15 protein-coding genes are annotated in these 16,679 nt (G+C 39.5%); 6 read left to right on the plus strand and 9 right to left on the minus strand.

Annotation, left to right across the window (positions count from 1 at the left end):
• Window positions 1–66 precede the first annotated feature (66 nt).
• Together PSI06_RS15195 and PSI06_RS15200 are read left to right on the plus strand one after the other, a co-directional pair.
• Entirely contained in the window at window positions 67–1,038 is a 972-nt protein-coding gene (locus PSI06_RS15195; protein ID WP_273604187.1) for an aldo/keto reductase, read from the plus strand.
• Between the two features lie 13 nt (window positions 1,039–1,051).
• Window positions 1,052–1,228, plus strand: coding sequence for a hypothetical protein (locus PSI06_RS15200; RefSeq protein WP_273604186.1), 177 nt, complete (start codon window positions 1,052–1,054; stop codon window positions 1,226–1,228).
• A gap of 76 nt (window positions 1,229–1,304) precedes the next feature.
• Here the strand turns inward: PSI06_RS15200 and PSI06_RS15205 are convergent, their stop codons facing one another.
• Window positions 1,305–2,618, minus strand: a complete 1,314-nt coding sequence (locus PSI06_RS15205; RefSeq protein WP_004587523.1) for a peptidoglycan DD-metalloendopeptidase family protein — start codon at window positions 2,616–2,618, stop codon at window positions 1,305–1,307.
• Between the two features lie 379 nt (window positions 2,619–2,997).
• Here PSI06_RS15205 and tyrS point away from each other — a divergent pair, with 379 nt between their 5' ends.
• Window positions 2,998–4,197 (plus strand): tyrosine--tRNA ligase, encoded by a 1,200-nt coding sequence (gene tyrS / locus PSI06_RS15210; RefSeq protein ID WP_273604185.1) that lies wholly within the window; start codon window positions 2,998–3,000, stop codon window positions 4,195–4,197.
• 70 nt (window positions 4,198–4,267) lie between these two features.
• Here tyrS and PSI06_RS15215 read toward each other — a convergent pair whose 3' ends face one another.
• From PSI06_RS15215 to folE2, 4 genes are all read right to left on the minus strand, one after another.
• The gene (locus tag PSI06_RS15215) at window positions 4,268–5,212 is read right to left on the minus strand and encodes a cobalamin biosynthesis protein CobD/CbiB (protein WP_273604184.1); all 945 of its coding nucleotides are present in this window, start codon (window positions 5,210–5,212) and stop codon (window positions 4,268–4,270) included.
• Window positions 5,213–5,920, minus strand: a complete 708-nt coding sequence (gene mtnN / locus PSI06_RS15220; protein ID WP_273604183.1) for a 5'-methylthioadenosine/S-adenosylhomocysteine nucleosidase — start codon at window positions 5,918–5,920, stop codon at window positions 5,213–5,215.
• A 119-nt stretch (window positions 5,921–6,039) separates the two neighbouring features.
• Entirely contained in the window at window positions 6,040–6,636 is a 597-nt protein-coding gene (locus PSI06_RS15225) for a DUF2726 domain-containing protein (protein WP_024031608.1), read from the minus strand.
• A 114-nt stretch (window positions 6,637–6,750) separates the two neighbouring features.
• Window positions 6,751–7,671: a GTP cyclohydrolase FolE2 gene (folE2, locus tag PSI06_RS15230; RefSeq protein ID WP_055254809.1), complete on the minus strand. Its 921-nt coding sequence runs from the start codon at window positions 7,669–7,671 to the stop codon at window positions 6,751–6,753.
• 226 nt (window positions 7,672–7,897) lie between these two features.
• Between folE2 and arcB the strand changes: the two genes are divergently transcribed.
• Window positions 7,898–10,216: an aerobic respiration two-component sensor histidine kinase ArcB gene (gene arcB / locus PSI06_RS15235; protein ID WP_273604182.1), complete on the plus strand. Its 2,319-nt coding sequence runs from the start codon at window positions 7,898–7,900 to the stop codon at window positions 10,214–10,216.
• A 14-nt stretch (window positions 10,217–10,230) separates the two neighbouring features.
• Here arcB and arcA read toward each other — a convergent pair whose 3' ends face one another.
• The 4 genes from arcA to trmB all read right to left on the minus strand — a co-directional run bounded on the left by arcA (window position 10,231) and on the right by trmB (window position 14,992).
• Window positions 10,231–10,947 (minus strand): two-component system response regulator ArcA, encoded by a 717-nt coding sequence (gene arcA / locus PSI06_RS15240; protein WP_004587530.1) that lies wholly within the window; start codon window positions 10,945–10,947, stop codon window positions 10,231–10,233.
• 490 nt (window positions 10,948–11,437) lie between these two features.
• Entirely contained in the window at window positions 11,438–13,042 is a 1,605-nt protein-coding gene (locus PSI06_RS15245; protein WP_138578541.1) for a HAMP domain-containing sensor histidine kinase, read from the minus strand.
• A gap of 154 nt (window positions 13,043–13,196) precedes the next feature.
• Window positions 13,197–14,222 (minus strand): methyltransferase, encoded by a 1,026-nt coding sequence (locus PSI06_RS15250; RefSeq protein ID WP_273604181.1) that lies wholly within the window; start codon window positions 14,220–14,222, stop codon window positions 13,197–13,199.
• A gap of 44 nt (window positions 14,223–14,266) precedes the next feature.
• Window positions 14,267–14,992 carry a tRNA (guanosine(46)-N7)-methyltransferase TrmB gene (trmB, locus tag PSI06_RS15255; protein ID WP_024031613.1) on the minus strand — a complete coding sequence of 242 codons (726 nt, stop codon included), beginning with the start codon at window positions 14,990–14,992 and terminating at the stop codon, window positions 14,267–14,269.
• Window positions 14,993–15,153: 161 nt separating this feature from the next.
• Between trmB and mutY the strand changes: the two genes are divergently transcribed.
• Together mutY and PSI06_RS15265 are read left to right on the plus strand one after the other, a co-directional pair.
• Window positions 15,154–16,215, plus strand: coding sequence for an A/G-specific adenine glycosylase (gene mutY, locus PSI06_RS15260; protein ID WP_273604180.1), 1,062 nt, complete (start codon window positions 15,154–15,156; stop codon window positions 16,213–16,215).
• 33 nt (window positions 16,216–16,248) lie between these two features.
• On the plus strand, window positions 16,249–16,521 hold the full coding sequence (locus PSI06_RS15265; RefSeq protein WP_004587535.1) for an oxidative damage protection protein: 273 nt from the start codon (window positions 16,249–16,251) through the stop codon (window positions 16,519–16,521).
• Window positions 16,522–16,679 lie beyond the last annotated feature (158 nt).

Consider the following 16,679-nt stretch of genomic DNA (forward strand, 5'->3'; position numbering starts at 1 on the left):
AAAGTTTGTTTGCAGACGTGTTTTTGTTTACAGTGAGAGCTATGCACACTAATAAGGATAGTCATCATGCTTCACACCCCTTTGGCAAAACATTTACCTCATGTTAGTAGACTCGTTTTTGGCTGTATGGGCCTAGGCGGCGGTTGGAATAAAGACGCCATTACTAAGGCTCACTTAAAGCAAACTCACGAGTGTATTGATGCAGCCATAGCTGGCGGCATTAACTTTTTTGATCACGCCGATATTTATACCTTTGGTAAAGCCGAGCAGGTATTTGGCCAAGCACTAGCTGAGCGACCAGAGCTGCGCGAGCACATGTATATTCAATCTAAATGCGGTATACGCTTTGAAGATGATAAAGGCCCTAAACGTTACGATTTTTCGGCCAAGTGGATTGAAGAGTCAGTTGAAGGTTCACTTAAACGTTTAAACACCGATTACCTTGATGTGCTTATGCTTCATCGCCCTGATCCGTTAATGGAAGTCGAAGAAATTGCACAAGTATTTAGCTGCCTACAAGAAAGCGGCAAAGTACGTAATTTTGCCGTATCAAACATGCAGCAGCACCAAATGAACTTTTTACAACATGCCCTAGATATGCCTATTGTTGCTAATCAAATTGAAGCAAGTTTACAAAAACACCAATTTGTTGATGAAGGTGTTTATGCAGGTAATGCAGATGGAAAAGATCTTAACTTTACACCGGGCAGTGTAGAGTATTGCCGCCACTTTGATATTCAAATACAAAGCTGGGGAAGTTTATGCCAAGGGCTATACACAGGGGGCGATTTAACAAATGCATCGCAAGCCGACATAAATACCAGCATACTCGTAAATAAGCTTGCTGCACTTTACGATACAACGCCTGAGGCGATTGTTTTAGCTTGGTTATTACGCCACCCTGCATTAATACAGCCAATTATTGGCACAACGAACGTTGAGCGTATTGCAGCGTCATGCGGTGCGCTAAATGTTACGTTAAGTCGCGAACATTGGTATGCATTGTATGTAAGCGCCAAAGGCCATGAATTACCATAATTAAGGTTTAGGAATGAATATATTTGTTATTTTAATTTGCTTGTTTGTCGCTCTAGCGGTGCTGATACCTTTGCTTGAAAAGTACCAAGGTAAAATGAGGTTGAATGGCGCAACTAAATACAGCAAATATATTTGGCCGCTGGTTATGGTTTCTTTAGTCGTACAGCTAATTTATGTATTAATGAACTAATAAATTAATAAAAAACACAAAAAAGCCTTTGCAGGTTGACCCTGCAAAGGCTTTTTTAGTATCTATAACTTATACGTTACTTAAGTGCTAGCTGAAGTTCGCGATTGCGTTCAAGCTGTGCAATAAAGTTTTCGGCAATAGGTTTAAACTTAGCAAGTTCAGAGCGTGGTAATGGCTCAGACTTAGGTAACTTAACGGTTTTAGGATTACGGTGTACACCATTTACTAAAAATTCGTAGTGTAGGTGCGCGCCTGTTACACGGCCGGTAGAACCCACGGTACCAATTTTGTCACCTTGTTTAACCTTTTGGCCTGTTTTAACAAGCTTTTTGTTAAGGTGTAAGTACTTAGTTACGTACTGTGTGCCATGGCTTATAAATACGTAGTTACCATTGTACTTACTGTAACCTGCTTTAATTACTTTACCGTTACCCGAGGCTACAACCGGTGTACCTGTACGTGCTGCGTAATCAATACCACGGTGCGCTCTTACTTGCCCTGTTACCGGGTGTAAGCGACGTGGGTTAAAGCTCGAGCTAATATACTTAAAGTTTACCGGCGCACGTAAAAATGCTTTTTTCATGCTGCGCCCTTCAGGCGTATAAAAGCTGCCGTCGGTATGGCGAATAGCCGCATAACGCTGGCCTTGGTTTATAAATTCTGCAGCAATAATTTTACCAGTGCCAATAAACTCGCCATCAACATAATGCGACTCGTAAATTAGTCCAAACTGATCGCCCTTACGAATATCGTTGGCAAAATCCACATCCCAACCAAATATATCAGCAAAGTTCATTATTTGGCGCTCGCTTAAGCCTGCAGCAATTGCTGAGGTCCAAAAGCTGCTAGAAATTTCGCCACCGGCTGTTTTGCTCAGTGTTTCTATTTCTTTGCTATCTATTGATGTGTCGTAATTACCTTCGTCATTTAAGGTAACAAACAAAGTATCTGTTTTTGAAATAACATAACGAAGCTGAGCTAAATCACCGTTTTCTGCTGTTGCAAAACTAAGTATTTCACCTGGATGAATTTTAGTTAGTTTGCGTGTTTCAGCATTGGTGTTAATTAGCTTGTGAAGCGTTTGCGCTGAAAAGCCAGCACGCTTGAAGATAATTGCTAAATTATCGCCGTTTTTAACTTGATGATCGACTAAGTCGTATTCTGGCAGCTTTTCTGCTGCTTCTGGCGAATTTAATTCAGTTAATTTTTCGTTGTCTTCAACTTTAACTTGTAACTCGTAACGCTTACCAATTTCTAGTGCATTTGCACTATTGTCTTTGGATGCAGTCGCTTTTTCTGAAGGAAGAAAGGCTAAGCCAACAATAGCAGAAACCAAACCTAGAATAAGCAATTTGTGTTTTTTGGGAAGCGTGTTAACCACGTGAACCATAACGTGCCTTTTCTGCTGTCGTGAAAATAAAATATATATTAATGCAGGATATACGTAATAAGGTACGAATACTAGTAAATAAAGCTAAAAGCCCCGCAAATGTTAGTAAAATGACAATTTATAGTTGTTTAAGTTTATCGATTTAAACTGATTCTAAAGTGCGCTAAAATCGGCGTTTAAACACCATTTCTAATTGTCTAACACAGTGAGACTAAGCTTATTGAGTTTAGTTGCATTATTCGCATAAAAAATTGTTTTAATTAGGTAGAAATTTGTTATGTTAGCAACATAAGTGCTTTTGGTTTAAATCTGTTTTAAACCCTTATGTAGCAAGTCATCTAGTTGCCCCTTCGTTGGCAGAATTTTGGAGTAATACACAGTGGATTTACAAACCGCTCTAGCAGAGATAAAACGCGGTGCAGAAGAGATATTAATTGAAGACGAATTAGTTGAAAAACTAAAGTCGGGCAAAAAGTTAAAAATTAAAGCCGGTTTCGATCCTACCGCGCCAGACTTACATTTAGGTCACACTGTACTAATTAATAAAATGAAAACCTTTCAAGATTTAGGTCATGAGGTTATTTTCTTAATTGGTGACTTTACCGGCATGATTGGCGATCCAACAGGCAAAAATGTAACACGTAAACCACTAACCCGTGAAGATGTACTTGCCAATGCTGAGACTTATAAAGAGCAAGTTTTTAAGATTTTAGACCCAGCTAAAACCACCGTAGCCTTTAACTCTTCGTGGATGGAAAACCTGGGTGCCGCAGGTATGATCAAACTTGCAGCTAATCAAACTGTAGCGCGTATGCTAGAGCGTGACGACTTTAAAAAGCGTTACGGCAGCGGCCAACCCATTGCAATTCACGAATTTTTATACCCACTCGTACAAGGTTGGGATTCGGTTGCACTTGAGTCAGACGTAGAGCTTGGTGGTACTGATCAGCGCTTTAACCTTTTAATGGGCCGCGAGCTTCAAAAAGTAGAAGGTCAAAAGCCTCAAACAGTATTAATGATGCCATTGCTTGAAGGTACTGACGGCGTTCAAAAAATGTCTAAGTCGCTTGGTAATTACATTGGTATTACTGATGCGCCAAACGATATGTTTGGTAAAGTAATGTCGATTAGCGACGTACTTATGTGGCGCTACTACGACTTACTAAGCAGCTTATCAATCGAAGAAATTGCAGCGCAAAAACAACGCGTAGAGCAGGGCACTAACCCGCGTGATATTAAGATTGAGCTGGCGAAAGAGTTAATTGCACGTTTTCACAGTAAAGAAGCTGCGCAAGCCGCACACGATGACTTTATCAAACGTTTTCAGAAAAAAGCGCTACCTGATGAAATCCCTGAGCTGACAATTACGATTGCAGAAGAAGGTATTTTAATTGCTAACTTACTTAAAGAAGCTAATTTAGTAGCCAGTACTTCTGAAGCAATGCGCATGATTAAGCAAGGTGCAGTAAAACTTAACGGTGAAGATAAAATCACTGATACAAAACTTGAAGTAGCAAAAGGCACGACCGCTATTTACCAAGTAGGTAAGCGTAAGTTTGCCAACATTACTGTAGCGTAAGCGCAGTTAAAACTAAAAAACCAGCTTAGGCTGGTTTTTTTGTGCGCGTATTTTGGCTGCTAAAAAACCACTAAATCAGCTTTAATATCTCAATACTGATAATGACTAACAGCCAAAATGCACGCGCTTGATTTAATCTATTTATAATCACGGGTACGTCTTCGGCTTTTGGGAGTCGCTCGGTTCCAATACGCATTTTATTAAAACGCTTACCAAAATAAACCGCAGGGCCGCCTAGCTGTACGCCAATAGAGGCGGAGCACACACTTAAAATCCACCCTGTATTTGTTTGATAAAAGTGTCTGCCATAGTGCTTTATGTAATGCATACTTTGTTTACTGGCTTTGCTTGCGGCAATGGTTAATGCAAGTAAGCGTACGGGGATAAATTCGATTATAAACAAAAGTATTTTAAGCGGTTTTAAAAAGTGGCTATTAGGTGATATATCGGCGCGCCAAGCATGCTGCATTAAAGTCAGTAGCCGATACGCTAAAGTGGCAATTGGCCCAAGTAATAAAAATATAAATATAACGGTAAAGTAATTACGGGCAGCTCGTAAAATTAAGCTTTCAATTAAGGCTTTAATAATACCTGTTGCTGAGAGCTTATTGACCTCTCGGGCAAGCAGTGGCTTTACGAGTTCACGCGCGGTAGATTTTTGGTTTTGTTTTACTAACTTTGCAACACGCAGGGCTTTTTTTTCAATCGCTTTGCTTTCTAGGCACAAATATAAAATGAGGCCCGCGAGCAGCTCAGGATAAAAGGCAAATTCAAGCAGTAACACAATAATAATAAGAATAACGCTTAAAACTAGCGCACAGGCAAGAGTGGAGGCTAAATAAAGGTAACTTTTAGGCTCACTTGGTTTATAAACCCGTTTTCCTATAGCACTAAATACAGCGGTTAATACTGTATTAGGGTGATACCAGCTTTTTAACGGGAAAAAGCGCTCAGCAATGAGCGCCACAAAAAAGGCAATAAAGTCCAAATGGTTTTGAACGATATTGCTTAGCATTTACAGCGTAACTTTTATTAGTTTTTCCAATAGTGCAACAACCATTTTTGATGAATTGATTGATGCAGTCTCTAGGTATTCTTCAAACGATTGCGGCGACTCTTTACCGGCAATGTCAGACATAGAGCGAATAACCACAAATGGCGTATTAAGCGCAAAACACGTTTGTGCAATAGATGCGCCTTCCATTTCTACTGCAAGCATTGTAGGAAAGTCGCTGCGTGCTTTATCAATTCGCACTGGATCACACATAAATGAATCACCCGTACAAATTAAGCCTACTAAGGTTTTTACTTCGCTAATTTGCGCAATGGTTTGCTCGGCAGCTTCAACTAGTTTTGGGTGTGCGGCAAAGCCTGCTGGCATTTGTGGAACTTGGCCGATTTCGTAGCCAAAAGCGGTTACATCTACATCGTGATGGCGTACTTCTGAAGAGATAACAACATCGCCAACACTTAGAGAGGGATCAAAGCCACCGGCAGAACCTGTGTTAATAACACAATCAGGATTAAAGTTATCAATTAATAACGTGGTTGCAATCGTTGATGCCACTTTACCAATACCCGATTGCACAAGTGTTACTGTATTACCCGCTAATTCGCCTGTGTAAAAGGTAAACCCTGCTTTAGTTAGCACTTGTGGGTTTTGCATTGCTTCACGTAAAATTTTAACTTCTGGCTCCATTGCGCCAATAATACCAACATTCATAGTGTTTGATTCCTGAGTTTGAATACGTAGATTATACGTGAAGTTAGCAATAAAAAACAAAAAAGCGAGCTGTTTTACGGCTCGCTTTAAATACTTTTAGGAGAGTATTTAATTCTATTTTAAATTTCGGCTAACGCAGTGGTTTGCGCTTTAGCCTGAGAAGGTGACAATACCGCAGGTTTACTTACACGATTACGTGTTGGACGAGCCGATTGCACCGCTGCAGGTTTGCCTAATTTAAACATAATTGCATCGCGCACCTCAGAAGGGCGGTAGCCTGATTTTACTTTCATACGAATATGTGGAATGCCAGCAGATTCTAAAGCGCCGTTTACAAACCAGTCGCGCTGGGCTTTGTGGCCATCTTTATTGGCGTTGTTAACTAAATCGACCGCAGCCACTATCGTCATTTTTTCTTTATCTACCAGCACAAAATCGAGTTGCTTATTTTTAGCTTTAGCTAAAGCTGCACGTTTTGATTTAGCAGAAAGGCCTTGCTTGCAGTCGATTACATCGATGAGTTTGACGCGGCTCACAATTTTGTATTGATCGCCTACCGCACGCTCTAAAAGATTTAAAAATGCACCCTCAACCTGTGTAAACACGGTTTGTTTGCGGGTAAAAGGATAGGGATTGCCGCCATCATCACTAAATTTTGACGCAACCACAGAGGCCCCAACCACTAATACTAAAATTGATAATAAAGCGAATTCCATACGGTAACTCCATAACAACAAATTGACACTGCTCAAGTAAAGCAATTTACGTGCCTAAAAATTGGTTGTTATGGCTAATTACCGTATGTATTTATTATTGATGCAGCAGGGCTGTTAGGCTTTGTAACCGCCCTCAATTCCTTTAACGGCAATCGCGACTGCATCATGCGCATGGAGTGATTCGTAATGATTAATTTGCAGCCAGTAATCACTAAAGTTATCGTTTTCAAGAACCGCTTTAATTTTACGTGCAGCATCTTCACAAAACATTAAATTTTGACCGTTAAGGCGGGCAAATTCTTGCTCATCTTCACGTTTTACTGCCGCTTGTACCGGGGTTTTTAGCTCAGCTTCTAATGTATCAATTAAATTTACTACGTCAAATTCACTAATCGTGTTGTCTAGCTTTACTTTAACGTTTGCAATTGAACGCTGTGAGTGAGGCGTTGCCACAATACCCTGCGTTGTGCCTAGCCATGCTAAAACATCTTTTTGATTAAGTGTTTCTTGATTAAACTTTTCGCTAAAAGCATTTTGAATAAGTTGGCGAGCAAGTGCTGCAGAGCATGGACAGGTTGATGAATAAGTAACATCAACGCTTAGCTCGTAGCTAATTACGCTATTTTCAATAGTGCTGGTTAGGGTAATTGGGTAGCTTTTCCAACCTGCTTTACCGCTTAACAACGATTTACGACGCAGCGGTAACTCAAATTTAAACTCTATTTGGGCTTTGTCACTTAATCCTTCGTGGCTGGTGATAAAGGTATCGAGTGCTTGAGCTAAAGTTTGTGGGTTAACTTGTTGCTCTGTAGAGAGTAAATCAAGCGCTAAAAATAAACGCGACATATGAATGCCTTTAGCGTCTTCTTTATGCAAATTAACAAAGGCACGCGCTTTTGCGTTAACGGTAACGGGTGCTAAATCTTTCGATTCAAAAATAAATGGCAGTTCTATTTCGCCCATACCAACCCAGTCTAACTTACCTGTTTGTAAGGCGGGAGCCGTATCAGCTATATCGGGCATGTTGGTTTGCATGTGCGCTACTCGTTATTGGTCATAATAAAGCGCAGCATTTTACACTAAATAATTTATTGCTGAAATGATGAGTTTAACAAGTAGGCAAAAGTAAACATGAAAATTTTCTGTTTTTGTCGCACAACATGAATATAGCTAATAGAAAAATGCTAAAATCTGCTGCAAAATGCGTTTGACTATTAATAGGCACTTTTTATTTATGCCTAGTAACGAGATACACTGACCTATGACCGATTCTTCTTTGAGCCCTTGGGCTCGAGTACTTTCTAGTTTAATAACTCGCTTTGGTGAGTTAAAAACCGCGGCAATGTGCTACGCGCTTTTATTAGGCGTGTCGCTTATATTGTCGAGTATGTTTTATTATGTGGCACTGGGTGAGGTTAATTTAGTTGATATTTTAGCTGTGGTATTTTTTACCGCGGTTGTATCTCCTTTTATGATCAGTATTTTACTCAACTCGATTAGACAATTAGATGCCTCATACGCTTATTTAGACAGCGCCACAAAACAAGAAAAGCTGTTAAACCAAACATTAAAAGATAATATCAACCGCCTCAATATTGAAATAGATGAGCGAAAAATGGCTTTTCATGCCAAGCATCGCGCCATTGAAGAGCTCCGCCGCGAAATAGCAGAGCGTAAAAAAACACAACAAGAACTTGCTCAGCAAGGCATGCTCCTTCGCTCTATTGTCGACTCTTCCCCCGATTTATTTTATTACCGAGATAACAACGGCGTGTTTGCCGGCTGTAATAAAATGTTTGAAGAGGTTATGGGCAAAACCAGCGCTGAACTAATTGGTAAAACAGTGGAGCAAATTTTCCCGAGCTACTTTTTAGCAGAAGTACTCAGAACCGATAAACAAGTAGAGCAAACGCATCAAGCGCTGACAATTGATGTTGAATATATGGTTAATGGTGAAAACCGTTGGTTTGAGCTGCGTAAATTACCGTTTATAAACGATCAAGGTGACTACATAGGTTTGCTTGCATTTGGCCGTGATATAACCAGCCGTAAAGAAGCAGCACAAGCGCTTGAAACAGCCTATAAGGATAAAGGTAAGTTTATAGCAACGCTTAGTCATGAGCTGCGCACGCCATTAAATGGCATTGTAGGTTTAACCCGAATGCTACTTGATACAGAGCTTAATAAGCAGCAACGCAGTTGGTGTAATACGGTGTTTTCGAGCGCTGAAACCTTAGGTAATATTTTTAACGATATTATAGATTTAGATAAAATAGACCGAGAGCAGTTAGATATAGCAACCGACTCTATTAACGTTTCAGACTTTATTAACGATGTAGTGAACTTTGCCGGTTTAATTGCTGAACAAAAAGAGCTTGAATTTTCAATTGAGCGAAATGGCACATTAGATGTTTACGCACTCCTAGACCCAACGCGTTTACGCCAAGTGGTATGGAACTTAATTAATAATGCCGTTAAGTTTACCCAGCATGGCGAGGTAAAACTCACATGTAGCCGAGAAGAGCGTAACGATGGACCGTGGCTTGAACTTAAGATATCAGACACAGGGCAGGGGATCCCAGAGGATCAACTCTCGCGCATATTTGATATGTACTACAAAGCCCCAGATTTAAGCGGTAAAAACGCGATTGGCTCAGGCATTGGTTTAGCCGTAACCAAAGCGTTGGTCAGTGCAATGAAAGGCACTATTTCGGTAACCAGTACAGAAGGTGAAGGCAGCTGCTTTACAGTACACATACCGCTTAGCTTATGTGTAGCGCCTACTGAACAAAGCTATGCCGGTAGAGGTTTATATATTTTACTTGTAGAGGATGTGCCATTAAATGCTGAAATTGCGACAAACCTGTTAGAGCAGCGCGGCCATGAAGTGATTTGGGCCGAAACAGGTGAAGATGCACTCTCGTTCGTAGAAACCGAAGACGAGCTAGATTTAGTACTACTTGATATGCAACTGCCCGATATAAATGGTGATGAGGTGGCAAGACAAATACGTGCCGATAGCCATTTTGATAAATTACCTATCGTTGCGCTTACAGCGAATGTACGTAGCGCCGAAGAAGACTTAGAAGGTATTTCGGTGCAAGGGGCGCTTGCTAAACCGATTAATACAATAAAGCTTGATAAAATGCTGGCTGATTTGTTTGATATTCAACAAAATGAATCAGACAAACCGCTGCTAACGGTAAGTAAAGAAGCGCTTGAGGGCATTAATGCAGGTGTGCTTGATGTTGAAACCATTGAAGACTTTGTAAACTCTATGGGGCTTGAAGTATTTAAGCGCAGCAGTGGTTTGTTTGAAAAGCTAAACCCGCAATATCAGCAAGAGCTGCAAAGCGCGTTAAATGAAAACGACAGGGAAGAGTACAAATCGGTGGCGCATAAGCTTAAAGGTGCTGCGGGCTCTGTAGGATTAAACGACGTACAGTTACATGCTAAAAAGATGGAACACGGTGCGCTTGATGAATCAGATGAAGTACTAAGAGAGTGGTTAGATACATTGGCAGATAAAATAAATGAAGGACAAATTGCCCTTCATTCGTTTTTACAATTATTAGAGTAAGCGGTTTACTCTAATTAAGCGTCGATTTTACCAATAAAGCGGTAACCTTCACCATGAATGGTGCTGATTAGCTCAGAAGTAGAATTATCACTTTCGAAGTGCTTACGAATACGACGAATCGTTACATCTACTGTGCGGTCATTAGCGCGAAGCTCACGGCCAGTCATATGCTTAATAAGTTGCTCACGGCTAAAAATACGCCCTGGAGAATCAAGCATTAAACGCAGCGCTCTGTATTCACCTTTAGGTAAACGCTTAGCATCACCATTTGGTGACGTTAAACAACGGCTGTTTTCGTCAAGTTCCCAACCGTTAAATGTAATTACACCGTTGGTTTCTAGCACTGACTCTTCGCCGCCTAGCGCTGTACGGGTAATTAAGTTGCGAGCGCGTATAGTCAATTCACGAGGGTTAAAAGGTTTAGTGATGTAATCATCAGCACCAATTTCTAAACCTAAAATACGGTCTACATCGTTATCACGGCCGGTTAAAAAGATTAAACCGACTTTACGTTTTTGGCGTAATTCACGTGCTAATATTAGCCCGTTTTTACCCGGTAGGTTGATGTCCATAACTACAAGATTGACGTCATCATTATTTGTAAGCTTGTCATGCATATCATCGCCATCAATGGCTTCAATAACTTTGTAACCTTCAGCTTCAAATAAACTCACGAGGTTTAGTCGAGTTACGTCTTCATCCTCTACGATTAGAATGACTGGCGTTTGCATTATTAATTAACCTTTTTGGAATATTTTATTTACAAAAAATCGAATCTTAACTAAATAATTCGATTACTAGAGATTATAGGATTATACCCAAATGTTAACAAGAAAAAACAAGTTGGATAAAAATAAAACAGTAGGGGTGTTCCAAACTAACCAAAAGGCATTGTGCAAAAACTACTGTTTAATGATATATAACGGATGCAGCTTTTTGAATTATGAAAACGAAGCCATTTCCTTTAATAATTGATACATCCACCAATCGCTTAAAGGTACTAAAAATAATCGCGCAAATTCAAAACGGAATTATATCATTTTATAACCTTTCATCAATGTATGTGATACTGCAAAAGCAATAAAGTTCAGAAATTGTATCGCTTAATTATTAGATCAAGTTAAATAATTAAACATGAAATATCACATGCTCTCTCTATAAGGCCATTAAATGGTAATTCAAGTAAAAAGCGTAAATAAATACTCTTTTTTTAAACACTTTTTATGGAATTGTAATAACAAAGCGTACGCCGGGTTTTGCATCTAGGTCATACAGTATATGCCCACCTAATGCTTGGGTTACTAAGTTGTACACTAAGTGCATGCCTAAACCACTTGCCCCTTGGCCTCGCTTAGAGGTTACAAATGGGTCAAATATCCTGTTTTTGACATTTTTATCAACGCCTTGGCCGTTATCTGTGTAGATTATTTTTATTTGTGGGCCTGTTATTTCTATATCAAACTTAATTTCGTTATTTTCGCTATTACTAAAACCATGAATGGCAGAGTTTAAAATAAGCTGTTGGAAAATTTGTTGTAATGGCTCAGATTTACTCTCAATGGTTAAATCACTCGGACAATTGATCACAACGTTAGGCTTTGACTTTATTAACTCTGATTGAATCGACATTAACACATCAGATATTAACCTATGGATGTTTACATGGGTTTTAATCCCATCATCTTGAATTACAGCTACCTTTTTAAAGTTAGAGATAAGGTCGGCCGCACGATTTAGGTTTCTATAAATTAAATCAAGGTTTTCGATACCTTCGTCAATAAAGCGTTTTAATTGGTTAGAAGTAAGAGACTTATTATCAAAACTAAGCTGAATATCGGCAAGTTTATCGCGCAGCAAGGTTGAGCCAGTAATACCTAGGCCAATTGGGGTGTTAACCTCATGGGCTACGCCGGCTACCATTTGCCCTAAAGAGGCCATTTTTTCGTTTTCTACTATTTGTTCTTGGTATTGATGCATTCGCTCAAGGGTAGAAAGCAGTTCTTGGTTTGCTTCGCGCAGGGCTATTGTTCTTTGGCTTACCTTTTCTTCTAAGCTTTGGTTGAGTTGTTTGATCTCTAGTTTGTCTTTTTCATGACGTTCTATTTGCTTACGGGTGCGAGTAAGCATGATATTTAAACTGTTTGATAAGGCTGTAACCTCTTTTACGCTGGTGCTGGGGGCGCGTACGTCATAGTTATGATTTTTTGATACGTCTTGTAGCAATACACTTAAGTGTTCAATAGGGTTAGCGATACTTTTTTGTGTTTTTATCGCTATAAAGTACACAAAAAACAAAATAAACAGGGTAAGGAAAATATCTATAATAATTTTTTGTTTTATAAATTCATCTAGGCTTTCTAAGCTGCCACGCATATAAACGTAACCCACCACCTGCTCGTTATTAAGTACAGGTGTTATTAGCTCAATGTAGTTGTTGGTCACTCTTGGCTCGTTAAGCTCTTTAATGCTGTCTACTCGCAGCGGAACAGGTGGGGTTTTTTTAGCATTAAAGCTAATAAAAAATACAGGTTTACTCGATGTTTTTTCTATTGCGTAAATATGAATGTTTTTAACAAGAGGGATTTTATCAAACGACTTTAGGCGTTTTTCTTCTGTTTTTCTGTCGTCTTTTACCAATGAACCTGCGGCATCAAAAGCAACAATATCGGAAAGGATCACGAGCTTGTTTATGATCAGTTCCTTTTGTTCTTTTACACTCATATAAGTGGAAATTGAAACCGATAAAGTTAAACAAATAGCAGTGATAAGCATGATGGTGTTGATCAGCGCTTTTCGAATACTTTTTTGATGTACTTTTTTTGGCATTATTGCTGCGTCGCCTAAGCATGAATATTTATATTTAGAACTTTAGTTTAGCAAAAACCATAGAAAGTGAAGGGAAATAGTGAAATTAATTCTGATATTTATTCGAAAGTTAGGCTAAGTATTAATTACACTTAGCCTAACTAAGTATAATTAGTTAGCTACTGTAAACGGCAAATTTGTTATTTTTGTACACAGTGTGGAAGCTACCAAACTGCGCCTCTAAAATTGGCGGGTATTTTAAAAAGCTATTAGCCACTATGCTTAGCTTTCCTACCTTGGTTAAGTGCTGCTTAGCATTTGATAAAAATGCTTCTGCAATTGTGTAGTCGGTCGCTATGCCAGTATGAAAAGGCGGGTTACTAACTATTAAATCAAACTTGCCGCTAATATTTTTTAAGCCATCACTTAAAATAGTGCCGCCTTTAATATTATTAAGCTTTAATGTTTGCTCAGTAGCATAAGTTGCAAGTGCGCTGACATCGCTGCAAGTAAAAGTCAGTGCTGGGTTTTTAATACCTAAAAAAGTGGCTATTAAGCCCGCACCACAGCCAAAATCTAGTACATTACCTTGTTTAGTGGTCGGGGCATTTTCTAGCAACATTTTTGTGCCTGCATCTAAAGCGCCGTGGTTAAATACACCCGGAACACTGATAGCATCAAACTCTACTCCGGCTACATTTACTCTAAACGCTTTATGGTAGCGGCTAATCTCAAAGGTTGGATTGTTCTCTAGTTGCTCAAATGAGAACAAAATACAATGTTTAGCAGAGTCAATTTTATTACTGTACTGCGCTTTGCCCGCGAGCTGTTTTTCTATCGATTTAACGCCACTTTTATTTTCGCCTACCACAAGTAGCTGTGCTTTTTCGTTAATAACGGCGCGAATATTATCAAGTGCCATTAATACTTCAGGCTTTGATTTTGGGTAGTAAAGAATGACTAAATCATAATCGTTGGCGGCCATTTCATGGTTAACACACACGTTTATGCCATTTATTTTTTTAGCAAATTCCCCATTAGCATGGTTATAACTAAATGCGGTGATGGCACTTTGAGGATTTAGCTGCTTTAGCTCTGCTAAAAAGCCATCTTGAACAAAGTTGACCACCAAGATAGATTTTCCCACTAGTTCTTCGCTATTACGAAGTAACAGTAAACTTGGGTTGGTTAATACGCTCATAAATGGCTTTGCCTTACAAATTATTGATTAGTAAATTAGTGTAATTATTTTGTGCGCTCAAACATCAAGTCCCATACGCCGTGACCTAAACGGTGGCCGCGCTGTTCAAACTTAGTTAGTGGGCGCGAATCAGGGCGAGGTACGTAGTCGTTGGTAGATGACTGATTTTTATAGCCAGGCGCTGCTTGCATAACTTCTAGCATGTGCTCGGCGTAGTTTTCCCAGTCAGTAGCCATATGAAAAACACCGCCAATTTTTAATTTTGTACGCAGTTTTTCAGCAAATTCTGTTTGCACTATACGGCGTTTATGATGACGCTTTTTATGCCATGGATCAGGGAAGAATAACTGCAGCGTTGTTAAGCTTTCATCTGCAAGGCAGTCAGCGAGTACTTCTACCGCATCGTGTTCAAATACACGTAAATTAGTAACACCGGCTTCATCTGCATCCATTAAACATGCGCCAACGCCTGGGCGATGTACTTCAATACCAATAAAGTTTAGGTGCGGTGCATTTTTTGCCATTTCAACTAATGACTTGCCCATACCAAAACCAATTTCTAATACTACATCATTGTTATTGCCAAATACTTGGGCTAAGTCGAGTAGGCCGTTTTTGTGCTCAAGCCCCATAGTTGGCCAGCATTTTTCAATTGCGGCAGCTTGGCCTTTAGTTAAGCGGCCTTCGCGTTTTACAAAACTGCGAATTGTGCGGATATACTTACCTTCTTGCTTAGCTTGCTCAAGGTTGTTGTTACTTGATTCACTCATATTATTGGCCTGACAAAAACAATGTGTTTAAAAATGGTTGCGTATTATCCCTGACCACGCAGCTAATCACAAGTATTTGCGTGTTATAGCGCCTTCATAGCTTGATCTTTTTATTAACTGCAATAGACTGAGCCGCTATTGAGCATGAGTAAAAGTAGTATATGTTGGATTTAAATAAACAGCAGTCAGACAAATTTGCTAACCAAGTGGTTCAGTGGTATCACCTTCATGGGCGTAAAACATTGCCTTGGCAACTAGGTAAAACACCTTATAAAGTGTGGGTGTCAGAAGTAATGTTACAGCAAACGCAAGTTGTTACGGTTATTCCATACTTTGAAAAGTTTATGGCAAGCTTCCCTGATATCATAGCTTTAGCAAATGCAGATGAAGACTTAGTGCTGCATCATTGGACTGGCTTAGGTTACTACGCACGGGCACGTAACTTACATAAAACGGCCAAAATAGTGCGAGATAAATACCAAGGTAAATTTCCAACTACACTTGAAGAAGTCATGGATTTACCCGGAATAGGGCGCTCTACCGCAGGTGCGGTATTATCGCTGTCGCTTGGCCAGCACCACCCTATTTTAGATGGTAATGTTAAGCGAGTGCTTGCCCGTTATTTTATGGTTGAAGGGTGGTATGGGGTAAAAAAAGTAGAAAACCAACTTTGGCATTTGTCTACCCAGTTAACCCCTAAAAACAATGTGACTGAGTTTAACCAAGCCATGATGGACTTGGGCGCCAGCCTTTGCTCCCGCAGTCGCTTTGATTGCCAAGCATGCCCACTTAATAGCGATTGCGGTGCGTTTAATGCCGGTAAAGTAAAAGAGTTTCCTCATTCTAAACCTAAAAAAGCAGTTCCTAAAAAGAGTTGTCATCAATTAATTATTCAACATAACGAGAAAGTTTTAATGGAAAAACGCCCAAGTAGCGGTATTTGGGGCGGTCTGTTTGGCTTTTTTGAGTTTAACGAATACAGCGAAATGGTGTTATTTTTAAATCAGCAAGGCTTAAAAACCGAGCTGGAAGAGTTAGCGCCTTTTACTCATGTGTTTTCGCATTTTGAGCTGACAATAAATCCACATGTGCTTAATATTAATAACGTACCGGATGTAGTAAACGACAAACAACTTGTGTGGTACCCACTCGATCAATCTATAGAGGTGGGTTTAGCCGCACCGACTAAAAAGTTGGTTAAACAAATGAGCCCAATAGGTTAAACTATTAGCATTTAGCGCTTAAGAGAGTCAATTATGGCACGTACAGTATTTTGTCAAAAGTTACAAAAAGAAGCCGAAGGGCTTGGATTTCAGTTATACCCTGGTGAACTAGGCGAGAAAATTTTTAATAATATTTCTAAAGAAGCATGGGGCCAGTGGCAGCATAAGCAAACAATGCTAATTAACGAAAAGCATTTAAATATGATGGACCCAGAGCACCGTACGTTTTTAGAAGAGCAAATGGTTGGCTTTTTGTTTGAAGACAAAGACGTAGAAATTGAAGGTTATCGACCTCCTGAAAAGTAATTTTTAGGCATAAAAAAAAAGGGCTATATAGCTAATGCCGATCAGTTAAGAAATATTTTAATGATCAGTTGACCGATCTTCTATAGATGTAAGAATCCGATGAGCATTTGCCATCGGATTTTTTTATGAATATTAAAACAGCTTTAGACACCGCATTT

Source organism: Pseudoalteromonas sp. GABNS16E (assembly GCF_028598715.1).
In the GTDB taxonomy this organism is placed as follows: Bacteria; Pseudomonadota; Gammaproteobacteria; order Enterobacterales; family Alteromonadaceae; genus Pseudoalteromonas; species Pseudoalteromonas atlantica.

Bases quoted from the DNA above. Each gene is read 5' to 3' on its own strand.
- PSI06_RS15195 (WP_273604187.1), top strand. From the start codon at position 67: ATGCTTCACACCCCTTTGGCAAAACATTTACCTCATGTTAGTAGACTC.
- PSI06_RS15200 (WP_273604186.1), top strand. From the start codon at position 1,052: ATGAATATATTTGTTATTTTAATTTGCTTGTTTGTCGCTCTAGCGGTG.
- PSI06_RS15205 (WP_004587523.1), bottom strand. From the start codon at position 2,618: ATGGTTCACGTGGTTAACACGCTTCCCAAAAAACACAAATTGCTTATT.
- PSI06_RS15215 (WP_273604184.1), bottom strand. From the start codon at position 5,212: ATGCTAAGCAATATCGTTCAAAACCATTTGGACTTTATTGCCTTTTTT.
- mtnN (WP_273604183.1), bottom strand. From the start codon at position 5,920: ATGAATGTTGGTATTATTGGCGCAATGGAGCCAGAAGTTAAAATTTTA.
- PSI06_RS15225 (WP_024031608.1), bottom strand. From the start codon at position 6,636: ATGGAATTCGCTTTATTATCAATTTTAGTATTAGTGGTTGGGGCCTCT.
- folE2 (WP_055254809.1), bottom strand. From the start codon at position 7,671: ATGCAAACCAACATGCCCGATATAGCTGATACGGCTCCCGCCTTACAA.
- arcB (WP_273604182.1), top strand. From the start codon at position 7,898: ATGACCGATTCTTCTTTGAGCCCTTGGGCTCGAGTACTTTCTAGTTTA.
- arcA (WP_004587530.1), bottom strand. From the start codon at position 10,947: ATGCAAACGCCAGTCATTCTAATCGTAGAGGATGAAGACGTAACTCGA.
- PSI06_RS15245 (WP_138578541.1), bottom strand. From the start codon at position 13,042: ATGCCAAAAAAAGTACATCAAAAAAGTATTCGAAAAGCGCTGATCAAC.
- PSI06_RS15250 (WP_273604181.1), bottom strand. From the start codon at position 14,222: ATGAGCGTATTAACCAACCCAAGTTTACTGTTACTTCGTAATAGCGAA.
- trmB (WP_024031613.1), bottom strand. From the start codon at position 14,992: ATGAGTGAATCAAGTAACAACAACCTTGAGCAAGCTAAGCAAGAAGGT.
- mutY (WP_273604180.1), top strand. From the start codon at position 15,154: ATGTTGGATTTAAATAAACAGCAGTCAGACAAATTTGCTAACCAAGTG.
- PSI06_RS15265 (WP_004587535.1), top strand. From the start codon at position 16,249: ATGGCACGTACAGTATTTTGTCAAAAGTTACAAAAAGAAGCCGAAGGG.